This window comes from Flavobacterium sp., assembly GCF_032153895.1.
Lineage (GTDB): Bacteria > Bacteroidota > Bacteroidia > Flavobacteriales > Flavobacteriaceae > Flavobacterium.
The window spans coordinates 13130-28480 of record NZ_JALDYN010000027.1; the positions used below are offsets into that span (position 1 = coordinate 13130).

The window sequence follows — 15351 nt, forward strand, 5'->3', positions numbered from 1 at the left end:
TTTTTCATTAGGATTTAATCCAATCGGTTATTTCTTTATCGTCTGGAAGAATTCGAGGATTGATGACAAACTCCAATTCTCCTTTTTCATTGATTAGGTATTTCTGAAAATTCCATTCTACCTGATTGTCTTCCAAACCGTTTTTCGCTTTTTCGGTTAAGAAATGATACAATGGATGCATATCGTCGCCTTTCACGGAAATTTTCTCCATCATCGGAAAGGTAACTCCATAATTTCTGGTGCAGAATGTTTTGATTTCTGCATTGCTACCCGGTTCTTGTTCTCCGAAATTATTCGCCGGAAAACCTACAATAACAAAGTTTTTATCTTTAAACTCCGAATATACTTTCTGCAATTGCTCGTATTGCGGTGTTAAACCACATTCTGAAGCGGTATTGACAATCATTACTTTTTTTCCTTTTAAAGCGGCAAAATCGAACTCTTTACCTTCAATATCTTTTACTTTAAACTGATAAATGGTTTCTGCTTTCACTACTTTATCTTTTTGAATTGTTTCCATTGTCTTTTTATTTTGCTTTTGCCCCTGACATCCCATTGCGGCTAATAATCCAAAGGCTAAAATTAGATTTTTCATTATTTTACTTTTTATAAAATTACTGAAAATGTAAGTTTTTCAATTCTTTTTCCGTTTAAAGTTTTGTTAAACAAAAAACCCACAACCTTTCGATTATGGGTTTTCAATTATTGTTTTTTGAAATGTTTTCGGTATTGGAAATAGGACGCAATTCCTAAAAGTATCACCAAAGCAACTGAAATATACACGAAATTCGGTGTTACTACTTTATCTCCTTTAGCATACGAATGCAATCCGGATAAGTAGAAGTTTACTCCGAAATAGGTCATCATAATCGAATAGAACGCAAAAATACTCATCAGGTTAAAAATCCATTTGCCTCGTAAAGCTGGAACAAAGCGCATATGAATTACAAACGCATATACCATGATACTGATTAACGCCCAAGTTTCTTTCGGATCCCAGCCCCAATAACGGCCCCAGCTTTCGTTGGCCCATTGTCCGCCTAAAAAGTTTCCGATGGTTAACATGGCTAATCCAACCGTAAGCGCCATTTCATTAATGATTGTTATTTCGCGGATGTTGAGTTCCATTTTCTTTTTGTTCTTCTCAGTAGTCAGTAACATCAGTAACAACGAAACAATTCCTAAAATCATTCCTAACGTAAACGGACCGTAACTTGCCACAATTACCGCTACGTGAATCATCAACCAATAGGAATTTAAAACCGGTTGTAAGTTGGCAATCGCCGGATCCATCCAGTTCCAGTGTGCAATCATTAAAATCATTGCTGCTACAAAGGCTGTTGATGCTACAGTAAGTTCCGATTTTCTTCCGAAGATTAATCCGAATAACATCGTTGCCCAACCCACATAAATCATCGATTCGTAGGCATCACTCCAAGGTGCGTGACCGGAAATGTACCAACGGGCAATTAAACCAAGTGTATGAAGTACAAACAGTAAACCAATAATTACGTGACTGATTTTCACCAGCATATTGATTACTTTTCCGGAATTGAAAATTTTGATAATTACAAAAAGGAACATCAAAAGACCAGCAAACATATACCAGGAGTACAATTTCTTGAAGATATCATATTTGTTGTACAAAATCTCCGAATTGATTTTTTCTTCGCTCGGATAAACTTCTTTCCCGTATTTTTTCTGAAATTTGGTCAAACCGTCAATAAACATATCAGCGGCTTTGTAATCTTTCTTCACCGGAACTTCATCCAAAGCAGACAAATACAACGGAAGTGCATTTTTGGTAAACAACGAATCCATACCTGTCAATCCTGCTTCATTAAGTTCTAAATGCGAAACCCATTTGTTGTTTTTATCAAACGGAATCGGGAACACTTTTAAAATTTGTCCGCTCAAGGCAGAATATAGTAAGTTTACTTTTTTATCCGTTTCAATAAAGTCTTTCTGAAATTGATTCGGAACAGCAGCTTTGTAGGCTTCATCCAAATAAGGGGACAATTTGTAATTTCCTCTGGCATCGAAAAACTGCATTAACGAAACATACTTTGCTCCTTTTTCAGCACCAATCAAATTGTGAAGACTGTCGTTTCCTTTTTTAACATAGATGATCGGTACATTATACCAAAGTTGCGGAAACTGCGTCATCGAAAGAAACGCCTGATCCGAATTCATGCCTTTGTAACTATCACTTTTACTGACTTTACGAAGTAATTCTGATGAAAAGGTGTTGACCGGCTTCATACGTCCGCCTTGATCCTGAACGATTAAACGTCCGAATTTAGCTGCGTGTTTTTCCGATACTTTGTATTTAGACAGTAAGGAATCTATTTGTTGTTCTGATGGCATTTTTGGCATAACCGCCTGTTCTCCCGCATGTTGTTCATGTCCTTCGTGTGGCTGATGTTGTGCAAAAATTCCAAGGTTGAAAAACAGCAATAAAATTGCAGTTAAAGCCGCTTTTTTGTCTTTTACTTTTTTCAGTTTTCTACCTAAATCTCCAAAACGGGAACCTCTTGTAAACAAAACACCAAGTAATCCGATGTACAACAACGTGTAACCGACATACGTTATCCAAGTTCCCCAAAAATCGTGGTTTACAGAAAGAATCGTACCTTTTTCATCCGGATCGAAAGAAGCCTGAAAGAATCGGTAACCTCTGTAATCCAGAATGTTATTCATAAAAATTCTGGCGTCGAATTTGTTGTTTTCTTCCGTATCGTTAATCGTCACTTTACTTTCAAAAGCCGAATAACTTTTCTCCGTTCCCGGATATTTTGATGCGATAAAATCATTCAATTTTACAGAAAATGGCGTTTGATAAACTTTACTTCCGTACATCACGGTATATTCCAGACTTCCCAATTTAAACGATTGTGGAACGCCCATTTTTCCTTTGGAACCTACAAGCGTTACCTCTTTTTCTTTTCCTTCATTGCTGATTGTCAACACTAAAGCATCGTCAGTTTCTTTGTCTTTATAATCGCCATTGGATTCCTTAACCATTTTCCCTTTAATGGCCGGCTCCGGAATTACAAATTGGGTTCCACCCATGTTGTACAAGGAACGCAACATCAACGGTTGGATTTTCTCTTTTTCAACGCTTCCTCTAAACTGGTCAGCCATGCGCATAAAATCTCCTTCAAATGGCGATTGAATCGTATAAGCTTCACTGATTTTGGTAATATTGATAGCACCTTCGGTAAATTTATTGAAAGCGAAAAGGACGTTATGAATATTTTGCACTTCGCCTTCTTTCAGGTAATGTTCGTGACGCGTTCCGTCTCCAGATTCCACCAATTTTAAAAATAAAACTCCATTGGCGTCTTCTTTCACCACTTCTTTTACACCCATGATGAAGTCTTTGTAACGTACTTCAAACGGAATTTCATCAAACTTCTCAGCAATTGAAAAATCGTTGTTGGTAGCTGGTGACAATAAAAGTTGTTTCTCAAACGTACGACGTTTCATTTCGCCTTTGTAACTGCCGTCCACAAAAACATTCAAATACGTTTTCTCTGAAAATATCTGGTCGGAAGATTCTCCTTCACGAATCGGCATCATGCCTTCAAAACTGATGTATCGGGTCACAAAAGCTCCTGCAATAATCAGAATGAACGACAAGTGCAATAACAATGAAGCCCATTTCTCTTTACTCAAAAGGTTGTATCGTTTAATGTTTCCAATGAAATTAATCACGAACAAAATCATGATAACTTCAAACCACCAGGCGTTATATACCAAAATTCTGGCGGTATCTGTATTGTAATCGTTTTCAATAAAGGTTCCGGCTGCCATAGCAACTGCAAAAACAATAAATAAAACGGCCATTAAACGAGTGGAAAACAGGAAAGAGAATATTTTTTTATCCATGACGGAATCAGGTTTTTCAAATTGTCGCGAAGATACTCAAAAACAAACTTTTGTTCGGCTACTTTAACTAATTTTAAGAAATAAAAAAGCCTGATTGGATTTCCAGTCAGGCTTGTGTTTTAAATTCCGATTTCCACTTGAAAACGAATGTACCAATTGTCTTTGGAACTTCCGTCTCCGAAACTTAGCTGGTCATAGGTAAACTCCGTTTGCAGCTTAAAAGCGTGTTCCCAAATATACTTGGTAAGTCCAAGCGTATATTCACGGGTATTCGGTGCTAAATCTTTAATATCGTTATTTACATTTTGGAAGGAATAACGTCCGATAATTTCATACATCGTCGGGAAAGTATAACTCAACTGATAATCCATTCCTTCACCAACATAAACAAAATTGCTTTCAGTCATATCTAAAGGATTTACAGTTACCGGATTTTTCGCCATACGTTTCATATACGTTGCCATTCCTGACCAACCGTTGTATTTCAGCATAAAATCTCCAAAAACAGATGACATGGTGCGTTGTTCAAACAAATCGTTTCCGGTTTCCCCTTGTGTTCTTCTTGCCCAATTGTTTTGATGTGCCGAAGCCGATAATAAAACTTTTGGTTTGTCTTCTCTGGCTAAATCACCTTCGAAATTGGAACCGTCTTTTTTGAAACTTCCCAAAGGAAATAATTCAATTTTTCCGGTAACCGCAACGCCGTTATCAGGGCTTTTCGTCCAGTTTCTTCCTTCTCCGGTTGTAACAGCTCCTTTGATATTATACGAGAATTGATCTTTCTTTTCATTTAAAAAATAAGCCTGAATTCCGAAATCACGGTCTACATTAAATCTTGAGTTATTAATCGAACGATCCGTTAACTGCAACGCTCCGGAAGAGTTTACTCGTTGACGGTTTCCTGGAATTTTGGTCTGTCCGAAAATCAAACTCCAATGCTTATTTGGACGATAAATTACGGCTGCATCACGAATAATGTTGATGTTTTCTCCGTCCTGGATTTCCCCTACATCGCCTGGAGCAAAGGATAATTGCAATACATATAAAAATTTTGGATCTCCGACATAACCGTCGAATCGCAAACGTAAACGACGAATTTGTCCGTCGTAAGCTGCATCTTCGTCTTCGTTTTGAATGTAGCCGATACGGTTTTGCATTCTGAAACGGATGTTCAACTGGAATAAACTATCGGCTGAAGTAATTCCCAAGCCTTTACCGTAGCTGTAATACGGAAGTGCCGCCAATTTTAAATCGTTATCTTTAGTAGATACTTTGATGTCCTGCGCTTGAAGAATAGCTGCAAAACACAAAAGAAAGAAGGTAATAATTCTTTTCATGTTAAGAAATAGTAAGTTGTGTGTTATTCGGGTGCAAAACTAATGTTATTAATTTCAGTCAGTATTAAGTTATTGTTACCTTTGCGGAAATTTTGCGTTATGGAAAACAGTTATATCGGTTATCATTTCACGATTGAACCTAAAGAATTAGGTTCTGAAATTTTAATTGCCGAATTGGGCGAAAAAGCCTTCGAAAGCTTCATTGAAACCGAAAACGGAATTTCGGCTTATGTTCAGAAAGCTTTGTGGAACGAAGATATTCTAAATGATATTTATATCCTAGAAAATGAGGAGTTTAAAATCTCTTACATCGTCGAAGAAATCGCTCAGGTAAACTGGAATGAAGAATGGGAAAAGAATTTTGAACCGATTGATGTAGACGGAATCTGTCATGTTCGAGCGCCTTTTCATGCTAAAAACGATGCTAAATACGATATCGTTATTGAACCTAAGATGAGTTTCGGAACGGGGCATCATGAAACGACTTATATGATGATTCAGCATCTTTTGGAAATGGATGTAACCGATATGAAAACCTTAGATATGGGTTGCGGAACCGCCATTTTAGCCATTTTAGCCGAAATGAAAGGTGCCAAACCGATTGATGCTATTGACATTGACAATTGGTGTTATCTGAATTCTATTGAAAATGCCGAAAGAAATAATTGCAGTGAAATTTCAGTGTTCGAAGGTGATGTAAGCTTACTGAATCAAGGTCAGAAATACGATTTGATTATTGCTAACATCAACCGAAACATCCTGCTAAACGATATGCAAACCTATGTAAATTGTTTAAACAAAAATGGTGTTTTACTGTTAAGCGGTTTCTACAATGAAGACATTTCACATATAGATGCTTCTTGTACCGAGAAAGGTTTAACTTATGTTAAAAAGTTCCAAAAGAACAATTGGGTAGCTTTAAAATACGTAAATTAGCCTGATTTTTAAAATTCAAATGCTTGATTATGAGCGTAAAAGAAAAAGTAAAAGAACAGGTATCCGTTGAAGAATTATTGTCGAATAACTACGAAATCATTTTGTTCAATGACGATGTAAACACATTCGATCACGTAATCGATACTCTAATTGACGTTTGCAACCACGAACCTTTACAAGCTGAACAATGTGCTTTATTGGTTCATTACACCGGAAAATGTGGCGTCAAAACCGGTTCTTTTAAAGAATTAGAACCACAGTGCACTGCTTTACTTGATGCAGGTTTAAGTGCCGAAATACAATAAAAAAGTCCCGAATTATCGGGACTTTTTTATTTATTAATGTGGCAATTTATCTTTAAAAACTCCATACAAATACGTTCCTAACAACGCTCCGATTAAAACGATTACGATTCCGTAAAAACTAGCTCCTAAAAGAATAAAAATTGGTCCCGGACAAGCGCCAACCAATCCCCAACCTAAACCAAATAAGGCTCCGCCAATAATGTAACGAACAAATCCTTTTTCTTTATCAGCAATTTCAATTGGTAATCCTTTGATGTCTTTTACATTATTTCTTTTGATGAATTGTACACCCAAAACTCCCGTTACGACTGCAACACCAATAATTCCGTACATGTGAAACGACTGAAAATGAAACATTTCATAAATTCTGTACCAGGAAACAGCTTCAGCTTTGGTTAAGACAATTCCAAAAACGAAACCTACAACTACGAATTTTATTAAATCTAAAAACTTCATACTTCAAACATTAAAAAATTAAGGGTAAAAGGAAATGTGCCATAAGCAATCCACCAATAAAGAAGCCAATAACTGCAATTAAAGACGGTTTCTGTAAATTACTCAAGCCTGAAATAGCATGACCGGAAGTACATCCACCAGCGTAACGTGTTCCGAAACCGATTAATAAACCGCCAAGCAGTAAAATAGCAAATGCTTTTGGCGTTTTAACCGCTTCTAATCCGAATAAGGAATCCGGTCCAAGCTTTCCGTTTGGAGCCTCGATGTTCATAGCGGCTAATTGTTCAACCGTTTGTGGATTAAGGTTTACACCGCTTCCGTCGCTTAAAAAATGTACGGCAACAAATCCGCCTAAAATAGCACCAAAAACTACGGCTAAATTCCATTTTTGTTCCCGCCAGTCAAATTTGAAAAAACTCACATTTTTACCGGCTCCAGCCATTGTACAAAGTGTTCGCAGGTTTGACGACATTCCGAATTGCTTCCCAAAATACACCAAAGTGAGCATAATTGCTCCTATTAAAAACCCTGAAATGTACCAAGGCCAGGTTCCGTAAAATGAATACATAGTTTATCTTTTTTGACAAAAATAGCGATAGCCAAAAGATTTTATGTAACAATCATTACATATTTTTCGTTTCATGAGAATAATCTGTTACTTTTGAGTATTGATTTATGCTTACTATGAAAAACTATTCGATTGAAATTAAATGGGCTTTGATTTTTTCAGCCGCTGCTCTGGTTTGGATGTTTATTGAAAAAAGCGTCGGACTTCACGATGTGATGATTGACAAACATCCGATTTACACCAATCTTTTCGGAATTGTCGCCATTGTTTTATACGTTTTAGCTTTACGCGACAAGAAAAATAATTTCTTCGATGGAAAAATGGATTGGAGACAAGGTTTTATTTCGGGAATTATTCTGACGGCAATGATTACGTTACTGAGTCCGGTTTGTCAATACATCACTAATACTTTCATCAGCCCGGATTATTTCACTAACGCTATTAATTATGCTGATGAACACAAACTGATGAAACGTGAAGACGCTGTAATGTACTTCAACTTAAAAAGTTACATCATGCAGGGAATCTTCGGAAGCTTATCAATGGGCGTTGTAACAGCCGCTATTGTAGCCTATTTTATGAAATCTAAATAATTGACTATGTTGAAGAAGTTCTCCTTATTGGTAATTTTCATCGGATTGACGTCGTGCATCAGTACCAAATCGACTATTAAAAATATTGATGAAACCGCGATTAAACCAGTCATTAAAAGTAATGCTTATCAGATAACTGAATACGCTCAGGATGCTAAATACGGTTATGATTCGGATTATCCTATCAACATCGGTTTTATTATGGAAATGAGCGAACAAAAGTTTATCGCTTATTACTTCAACGGATTGCAAGCGCCTAACGGAGAAATGCTTACTTATAAAAAAACTGGTGACTGCTGCCCTTTTCCAACCAAAAACAATAAAATGGGTGGTGGAACATTATCAATTTACGAAGTAACCTGGGAAGGTAACAAAAAGCCTATTCAGTTGCATTTCAATATTTACGAAAGAGGAAAAATTGTATGCCCAAAAGGACTTTCTATTAAAAAAACTGTGGCAACTAAGTCATAATTTTAAGAATATTATAAGATTTGAAACCTTCTAACTTGTTCATTAGAAGGTTTTTTTATTGTATCTTTGCGCAACTTTTAGACACAATTATGAATTTACAGAATATACCTCAAATTAAACATACAGATAGCGGAAACTTCTTTCTATTGGCAGGACCTTGTGCCATTGAAGGTGAAGAAATGGCCATGCGAATTGCTGAAAAAACCGTAGCTGTAACCGATAAACTGAAAATCCCTTACGTTTTCAAAGGATCTTTCAAAAAAGCGAACCGTTCGAGAATTGACAGCTTCACAGGAATCGGTGATGAAAAAGCCTTGAAAATACTTGAAAAAGTATCCAAAGAATTTGGTGTTCCGACTGTAACCGATATCCACACTAACGAAGATGCAGTAATGGCTGCGGAATATGTTGATATTCTTCAGATTCCTGCATTTTTAGTACGTCAGACGGATTTAGTTGTAGCCGCAGCTAACACCGGGAAAACCGTAAACCTGAAAAAAGGACAATTCATGAGTCCGGAAAGCATGAAACACGCAGTTCAGAAAGTTATAGACTGTAACAACCAAAATGTTATGGTTACCGATCGCGGAACGATGTTCGGTTATCAGGATATGATTGTAGATTACAGAGGAATTCCAACGATGCAACAATTTGCTTCAACGGTTTTGGATGTTACACATTCGTTACAACAGCCTAATCAAATGGTTGGCGTTACTGGCGGTCGTCCAGAAATGATTGAAACGATTGCTAAAGCTGGAATAGCAGTTGGTGTGGATGGAATTTTCATCGAAACTCATTTTGATCCGGCAAATGCAAAAAGCGACGGTGCCAACATGCTTGATTTAGCTCTTTTCGAAGGTTTAATGACCAGATTAGTTGCCATCAGACAAACCATAAACAAATTTTAATTAAATAGATTTAACCTACTAATGAAACATCCATTTTTAATGGTTGTGCTTCTTTTTGGTGTTTTTTCTCAGCACAGCATGGCACAGGAAGCCGATGTTACTCCAGAAAAATACACTGCTCACAACAAAGGAAAATTTTATATCTACTGGGGAGGAAACCGTGAAAGTTATTCCAAATCGGATATTACTTTTAAAGGTAACGATTACAATTTCACATTACAAGATGTCGGCGCTCACGACAAACCCAAAGGCTGGCATATCGATTATATCAATCCGGCCAATATGACGATTCCGCAAACCAACTTGCGAATTGGGTATTTCATTACAGATAAATACAATATTTCAGTTGGTGTAGATCATATGAAATATGTGATGTATCAAGACAGAGCTGTTAATTACACAGGTTATTATCCTAACGAAGGAACGTATGGCGAAACTTTGCCTGGTGATCAGGTTTTATTAACCGAAGATTTCCTGACTTTCGAACATACAGACGGTCTTAACTACGTGAATACTGAATTTTCAAGAGTGGATGATATTTCAAAACTATTCACTATTGGCAATACTGACAAATTTCAGGTGAATATCACTGAAGGAATTGGTGCTGGTGTCCTTTATCCAAAAACCAACGCTAAAGTACTAGGAAAAGAGCGTCACGACGATTTTCATATTTCTGGTTATGGGTTGTCAGCTAAACTTGGTTTAAATCTTACTTTTTTCAAACATTTCTTTATTCAAGCTGAGTTAAAAGGAGGTTACATCAATATGAATGATATCCGAACTACACATTCATCAGCAGACACTGCATCACAAGAGTTTTTCTTTTTACAACGCGTGTTAGCTGTAGGCGGAATTTTCAGAATTTAATTCTTCTAAATAATCATAAAAAGGCTTTCTATTTGAGAGTCTTTTTTATTTGAAAAAATCTTTCAAAAAAATTGCACAATCAAAATTTAATACATTACTTTGTTTTTCAAAGTACTTTATATGGAAACACAAAATTATTTGCAGGATCTGAAAGAAATTAAAGAGTTGATGAACAAATCGTCTCAATTCATTTCTTTAAGTGGTTTATCCGGAATTTTGGCAGGCATTTATGCACTTATTGGTGCTGTAATTGCCTATTTTCTTATAGAGAATCATACGAGTTATTATATAACTTTAGAGAGTAAAACGTTCAAACTAATTCTGTTAACTGCAGCCTGCGTTCTAGTGGCATCATTGGTTACTTCGTATATCTTAACGGTAAATAAAGCTAAAAAGGTTGGTGAAAGTGTTTGGAATGCATCTTCAAAACGCTTACTAATCAATTTTTTCATTCCATTAGTAACTGGCGGAATTTTCGCTGTATTATTGCTAAAAAACGGATATTATGGGTTGGTTGCTCCTATTACCCTAATTTTCTACGGATTGGCTTGTGTAAACGCCAGTAAATACACCTTACGCGATGTTCGGTATTTAGGTATTACTGAAATTATTTTAGGCTTATTTGCAGTTGAATTTTCCGGTTACGGTTTGTACTTTTGGGTGCTCGGATTTGGAATTTGCCATATTGTGTACGGCGCTGTAATGCATTATAAATACGATCGCTAATAAATGAAAAAGTTTCTAGCAATTTTGATTTTGGTTTTCATAACCATTTCTTTAATAGGTTACATTAATTCAAAATCGGTTAATGATGCTTTTAAAGAAATGGAAACAAAGTCTTTATCCTTAGCTAAGGAAGGCGATATTATTTTTCAAACATCACAATCTGAACAAAGTGAAGCTATTAAGATTGCAACAAATTCAAAATTTTCTCATTGCGGAATTATTTATATTTCAGATGGTGAAAAATTTGTTTATGAAGCTGTCCAACCAGTAAAATTAACACTGTTAGAAGATTGGATAGATCAAGGAGAAGATAAAAAGTATCTTATAAAAAGATTAAAACAAGCAGATGTTATTTTGTCTCCCAGCACTCTTTCGAAGATGAAGGAAAATGGAAAAAAGTATTTAAATAAAAATTATGATTTATATTTCGAATGGTCAGATGAAAAAATATATTGTTCTGAACTAGTTTGGAAAATTTATAAAGAAGGAGCTAATATTGAACTTTGTTCATTTCAGACATTAAAAAACTTTAATTTAAAGGATTCAAAAGTCAAAAAGATTATGAAACAAAGATATGGAAACAACATTCCTTACAACGAAAAGGTTATTGCTCCATCTCAACTTGTTAATTCAGATGCATTGGAAACCGTAATTGACACTTATTAATAACTTGAAAAACATCATTCAAAATATCAACAAAGCCTTTGACAATCGTATCCGTTTGGGTATTATGTCGATATTGATGGTGAATGATTCGGCGGATTTTTCTACATTGAAAGAACTTCTGGGCATCACCGATGGAAATTTAGCAAGTCATGCGAAAGCCTTAGAAGCTGAGAATTACATTGTAGTGGAAAAGCAATTCATCGGTAAAAAGCCAAATACCAGTTACAGAGCAACCAATGAAGGAAAGAAAGCTTTTCAAGATCATATTGAAGCACTTGAAAAATTAATCAGCAAAAGTTAAACTATTTTTTTATTTATCAACTTTGAAATTCAAAGAACTTTTAATCGACAAAATTAAATACAAAAATCATGGAAATCGAAAATCAAAAAACACCAGAACCAATGCAACCCGTTCAAAATCAAACAACAAAAACTTCATTTCTGCAATCGGCAACAGCCAAAATGATTATGGTCGGAATACTGACTTTAGTCTTATTAATTCCGCTTTCTTATGTGGAAGAACTTATTTTTGAACGCTCGGAACGCAAAAAAGAAGTTGTGAATGAAGTAACAGAACTTTGGGGCGAAGACGTTTTCTTTTACGGGCCGATGCTAAAAATTCCATACAAATCCTATACGGAAACTTCAGTCATTGATGCAAAAACGAAACTGACAGTTATCGAACGAAAAGCATCCATAGATTATGCCTACTTCTTTCCTGAAAAATTGAACAACTCATCCGAAATCAAGAAAAATACTTCGCTAAAAAGAGGCATCTACAACAATGTCGTTTATACCGCCGATATGAAATTTAACGGGAATTTTGGCAAACTCAATTTTGAAAAACTCGGCCTCAAGGAAGAAGATTTTTTATGGGATAAAGCGACTTTAGTGGTAAAAACAACGAATCTGAAGAGCATCAAAAGTGATTTGAACATCAAACTGAACAATCAACCCTTCAACTTTGAATCAAAAGATGAAGAAGACAACTTCTACGGCACTTTGGAAACCAATGTTTTTGATTATAAAACACTAACTTCCAGCGCACAACTGGATTTCGCTTTCAACATGAAATACAACGGAAGCAACAGCGTGAAGTTCATTCCGGTTGGAAAAACTACTCAAATTAGCCTGAATTCTGATTGGGAATCACCAAGTTTTGAAGGTATGTTTGCCGCAAACGACACGACAAAATCTGTAAGTGAAAAAGGCTTTCACGCCGATTGGAAAATTCTGGACATCAACCGCTCGTTTTCACAGCAATACACGACCAAACTTCCTAATTTAAACAGTTACTCATTCGGTGTAAAACTGATTGAAACGGTGGACGAATACCAACAAAATGAGCGCGCAGTAAAATATGGCTTCTTAGTGATTGGCTTGACGTTTTTAGTTTTCTTTCTGATTCAGTCGGTCAATAAAATCAATATTCACATTTTCCAATATACGATGTTAGGTTTAGCCTTAATTATGTTTTACACGCTATTGATTTCAATTACAGAACATTCCAGCTTTTCTTTAGCCTATTTGATTGCTTCGGTTGCCGTAATTGCAATGATTGTCCTCTACTCGATTTCATTCTTAAAGACGAAGAAATTCCCGATGTTCATTGGGTTGGCGCTCGGCGGATTGTATGCCTTCATCTACGTAATCATTCAACTTGAAAATTATGCTTTATTGGTTGGAAGTATTGGTCTTTTCCTTATTCTTGGAGCTGTGATGTACTTCTCCCGAAAAATCGATTGGAACAACACCAACGCTTAAAAAAACAAAAAGCCCCGATTAAACTCGGGGCTTTTTTTATTACTTTTCGTTAATCACTTCTTACTTTCCATCCACAAAATTCTGCAGATAGCTGAATCTTTCGGTTAATTTTCCTTTCTCGGTGATTTTGGCTCTTTTGAGAATTCCGTCTTTGTCTTTATTGTAAAATGCTGGAATTACATGTGTCAAAAACATTTCTCCAAAGCCTTCACTAGCATCTTTTGGCAATTCACAAGGCAAATTGTCAACAGCCATTACTACAATTGCTCCCGGATGATTTACGTCAACTTCAGTTCCTTCGCTAGGATAATAACCATATAAAGGTTCTGCGATAGTAGAAGCGCGTAAAGTTGATTCAATCGGACCGCCAACATCGCAGGAAATATCGGCGATTACTTTAATTTTGTTATCAGCAGCCTTTAACATTTCACGAGTTAAAATTACCGGTGCACCATTTCCGTAAAAATGACCTGCCATGAAAATATCAGAAACTTTGGTAAAACGTTCAAAATCGGAAGTATAATCCTCCGGATGGGTATAAAAATCAATGTTGTCTAACCTTTGACCATCTTTTCGTTTGTTATAATCCAAAACATCGATTTGGGTGTAAACCGGTTGTGTATAGGTTTTCGTAAGATAATCTTCTACCGAAACCTGTTTGATTTTCATCGCATCCAGAATCTCCTTTGCTCCCATTCCAACTTTGCCGTGACCGGTTAAAACAATTTTGATAGGTGGCAACATTGGTCGACGCAAACGCTCAATTAACTCAGCTTTATCACGCAATGTTTCTGCTTTCGGTAAATTGTATAATTCATATTTTAAACCAAAAGCTCTAAAGCCGTTGTATGCACCAACGATTCCGGCATAACGTCCAAAACCAATCAAACGGTGATTGGTATGATCTACTATGGTTTCGTGATCGTATAATTCAATGTTTTTTTCTAAGCAAGCAACAAGTAATTTTCTGTTATAGGCTTGTTTTTTTATAGTATGGGAAAAGAAAAAATATTTTTTATTCGGCACTAAGGCATCAACCGGCACTTCTTTTACACCGATTAAAACATCGCAATCCGAAATATCTTCAGTAACTTCAAAACCTAAATTGGTGTATTCTTCGTCTTTAAAAACACGAATATCAGAAGCTTCAACTTTAATTTCAGCTTTCGGAAACAATTCTTTAAGTTTCACCAATTCCGAAGGAGTAAAAACCACGCGTCTGTCCGGTGGATTTTTTCTCTCTTTAATTAATCCAAATTTCATTTTTTAAGCAATCTTCATGAATTTTAAAACTTTAATAGTTTTTTTATAACAAAAGTTTAGAATTCATCGTTTAATTTAGTTTGTTTTCAATAATTTCCGCCCAAATGTAACACTAAAAGAATAGCATTGCAATTATTTTCAATTCAAAATTAAATACTTTAACTTTGCGGCCTGATTTTTGAATTACTATATTTAAAATACACGGGGTCGACTGGTTTTGACAGCGGGTGGAATTGATTAGTAAGCACGTCGAGCCAAGTATGGTAGGCTCGTAAATATCTGCTATACGAACTTTAAACGGCGAAAATAATTACGCTTTAGCTGCATAATCTGAATTAGAGTAAGATACGCCTAGTCTCGTCAAGGACGAGAAGCTAGATTCTCCTCAAAAGCCTTGGTTTATGGCGCTTGATAATGGGGAACCGTAAAAGTAAACCTAGGAACGGTAATGCTTTAAATCCGTTCTGACACTAATAAAGCTAAGCAGAAAGTGGCGGTTTCCGGCCTTGCCTTCTGTCGAAAATCCAAGCGGAAACTAAACGTGTAGAAAGCTCTTTGATTGCCTGTTTGGACGAGAGTTCGATTCTCTCCGACTCCACA

At 36.0% G+C, this 15351-nt stretch carries 16 protein-coding genes and 1 other RNA gene; 11 read left to right on the plus strand and 6 right to left on the minus strand.

Annotated features, from left to right (window positions below; translation table 11 throughout):
* Nucleotides 1-7 precede the first annotated feature (7 nt).
* From RUH60_RS09290 to RUH60_RS09300, 3 genes are all read right to left on the minus strand, one after another.
* Nucleotides 8-595 (minus strand): glutathione peroxidase, encoded by a 588-nt coding sequence (locus tag RUH60_RS09290; RefSeq protein ID WP_313807638.1) that lies wholly within the window; start codon nucleotides 593-595, stop codon nucleotides 8-10.
* 107 nt (nucleotides 596-702) lie between these two features.
* Entirely contained in the window at nucleotides 703-3891 is a 3189-nt protein-coding gene (gene ccsA / locus RUH60_RS09295; RefSeq protein WP_313807640.1) for a cytochrome c biogenesis protein CcsA, read from the minus strand.
* A gap of 119 nt (nucleotides 3892-4010) precedes the next feature.
* Nucleotides 4011-5228, minus strand: a complete 1218-nt coding sequence (locus tag RUH60_RS09300; RefSeq protein WP_313807642.1) for a porin — start codon at nucleotides 5226-5228, stop codon at nucleotides 4011-4013.
* Between the two features lie 99 nt (nucleotides 5229-5327).
* Between RUH60_RS09300 and prmA the strand changes: the two genes are divergently transcribed.
* Nucleotides 5328-6164 (plus strand): 50S ribosomal protein L11 methyltransferase, encoded by an 837-nt coding sequence (gene prmA, locus RUH60_RS09305; RefSeq protein WP_313807643.1) that lies wholly within the window; start codon nucleotides 5328-5330, stop codon nucleotides 6162-6164.
* Nucleotides 6165-6193: 29 nt separating this feature from the next.
* Complete coding sequence (locus RUH60_RS09310) at nucleotides 6194-6469, plus strand: ATP-dependent Clp protease adaptor ClpS (protein ID WP_313807645.1); 276 nt, start codon at nucleotides 6194-6196, stop codon at nucleotides 6467-6469.
* A 33-nt stretch (nucleotides 6470-6502) separates the two neighbouring features.
* Here the strand turns inward: RUH60_RS09310 and RUH60_RS09315 are convergent, their stop codons facing one another.
* Nucleotides 6503-6925, minus strand: coding sequence for a DUF6691 family protein (locus RUH60_RS09315; protein WP_313807647.1), 423 nt, complete (start codon nucleotides 6923-6925; stop codon nucleotides 6503-6505).
* 10 nt (nucleotides 6926-6935) lie between these two features.
* A complete protein-coding gene (locus RUH60_RS09320; RefSeq protein ID WP_313807649.1) occupies nucleotides 6936-7493 on the minus strand; it encodes a YeeE/YedE thiosulfate transporter family protein in 558 nt (185 codons plus the stop codon).
* Between the two features lie 116 nt (nucleotides 7494-7609).
* On the opposite strand from RUH60_RS09320, the gene RUH60_RS09325 reads away from it, so the two are divergent.
* The 8 genes from RUH60_RS09325 (at nucleotide 7610) to creD (ending at nucleotide 13488) form a co-directional block, all read left to right on the plus strand.
* A complete protein-coding gene (locus RUH60_RS09325; RefSeq protein WP_313807651.1) occupies nucleotides 7610-8086 on the plus strand; it encodes a DUF4199 domain-containing protein in 477 nt (158 codons plus the stop codon).
* A 6-nt stretch (nucleotides 8087-8092) separates the two neighbouring features.
* Entirely contained in the window at nucleotides 8093-8557 is a 465-nt protein-coding gene (locus tag RUH60_RS09330; protein ID WP_313807653.1) for a 2-dehydro-3-deoxyphosphooctonate aldolase, read from the plus strand.
* Nucleotides 8558-8646: 89 nt separating this feature from the next.
* The gene (gene kdsA, locus RUH60_RS09335) at nucleotides 8647-9465 is read left to right on the plus strand and encodes a 3-deoxy-8-phosphooctulonate synthase (protein WP_313807655.1); all 819 of its coding nucleotides are present in this window, start codon (nucleotides 8647-8649) and stop codon (nucleotides 9463-9465) included.
* Between the two features lie 21 nt (nucleotides 9466-9486).
* The gene (locus tag RUH60_RS09340; RefSeq protein WP_313807657.1) at nucleotides 9487-10332 is read left to right on the plus strand and encodes a hypothetical protein; all 846 of its coding nucleotides are present in this window, start codon (nucleotides 9487-9489) and stop codon (nucleotides 10330-10332) included.
* 120 nt (nucleotides 10333-10452) lie between these two features.
* Nucleotides 10453-11058: a hypothetical protein gene (locus RUH60_RS09345; RefSeq protein WP_313807659.1), complete on the plus strand. Its 606-nt coding sequence runs from the start codon at nucleotides 10453-10455 to the stop codon at nucleotides 11056-11058.
* 3 nt (nucleotides 11059-11061) lie between these two features.
* On the plus strand, nucleotides 11062-11724 hold the full coding sequence (locus tag RUH60_RS09350) for a YiiX family permuted papain-like enzyme (protein WP_313807661.1): 663 nt from the start codon (nucleotides 11062-11064) through the stop codon (nucleotides 11722-11724).
* Between the two features lie 4 nt (nucleotides 11725-11728).
* Entirely contained in the window at nucleotides 11729-12025 is a 297-nt protein-coding gene (locus tag RUH60_RS09355; protein ID WP_313807663.1) for a transcriptional regulator, read from the plus strand.
* A gap of 68 nt (nucleotides 12026-12093) precedes the next feature.
* Entirely contained in the window at nucleotides 12094-13488 is a 1395-nt protein-coding gene (creD, locus tag RUH60_RS09360; protein WP_409559657.1) for a cell envelope integrity protein CreD, read from the plus strand.
* Between the two features lie 60 nt (nucleotides 13489-13548).
* Here creD and RUH60_RS09365 read toward each other — a convergent pair whose 3' ends face one another.
* Nucleotides 13549-14751 (minus strand): NAD(P)-dependent oxidoreductase, encoded by a 1203-nt coding sequence (locus RUH60_RS09365; RefSeq protein ID WP_313807664.1) that lies wholly within the window; start codon nucleotides 14749-14751, stop codon nucleotides 13549-13551.
* A 203-nt stretch (nucleotides 14752-14954) separates the two neighbouring features.
* Between RUH60_RS09365 and ssrA the strand changes: the two genes are divergently transcribed.
* Nucleotides 14955-15351, plus strand: a transfer-messenger RNA (tmRNA) gene (gene ssrA, locus RUH60_RS09370).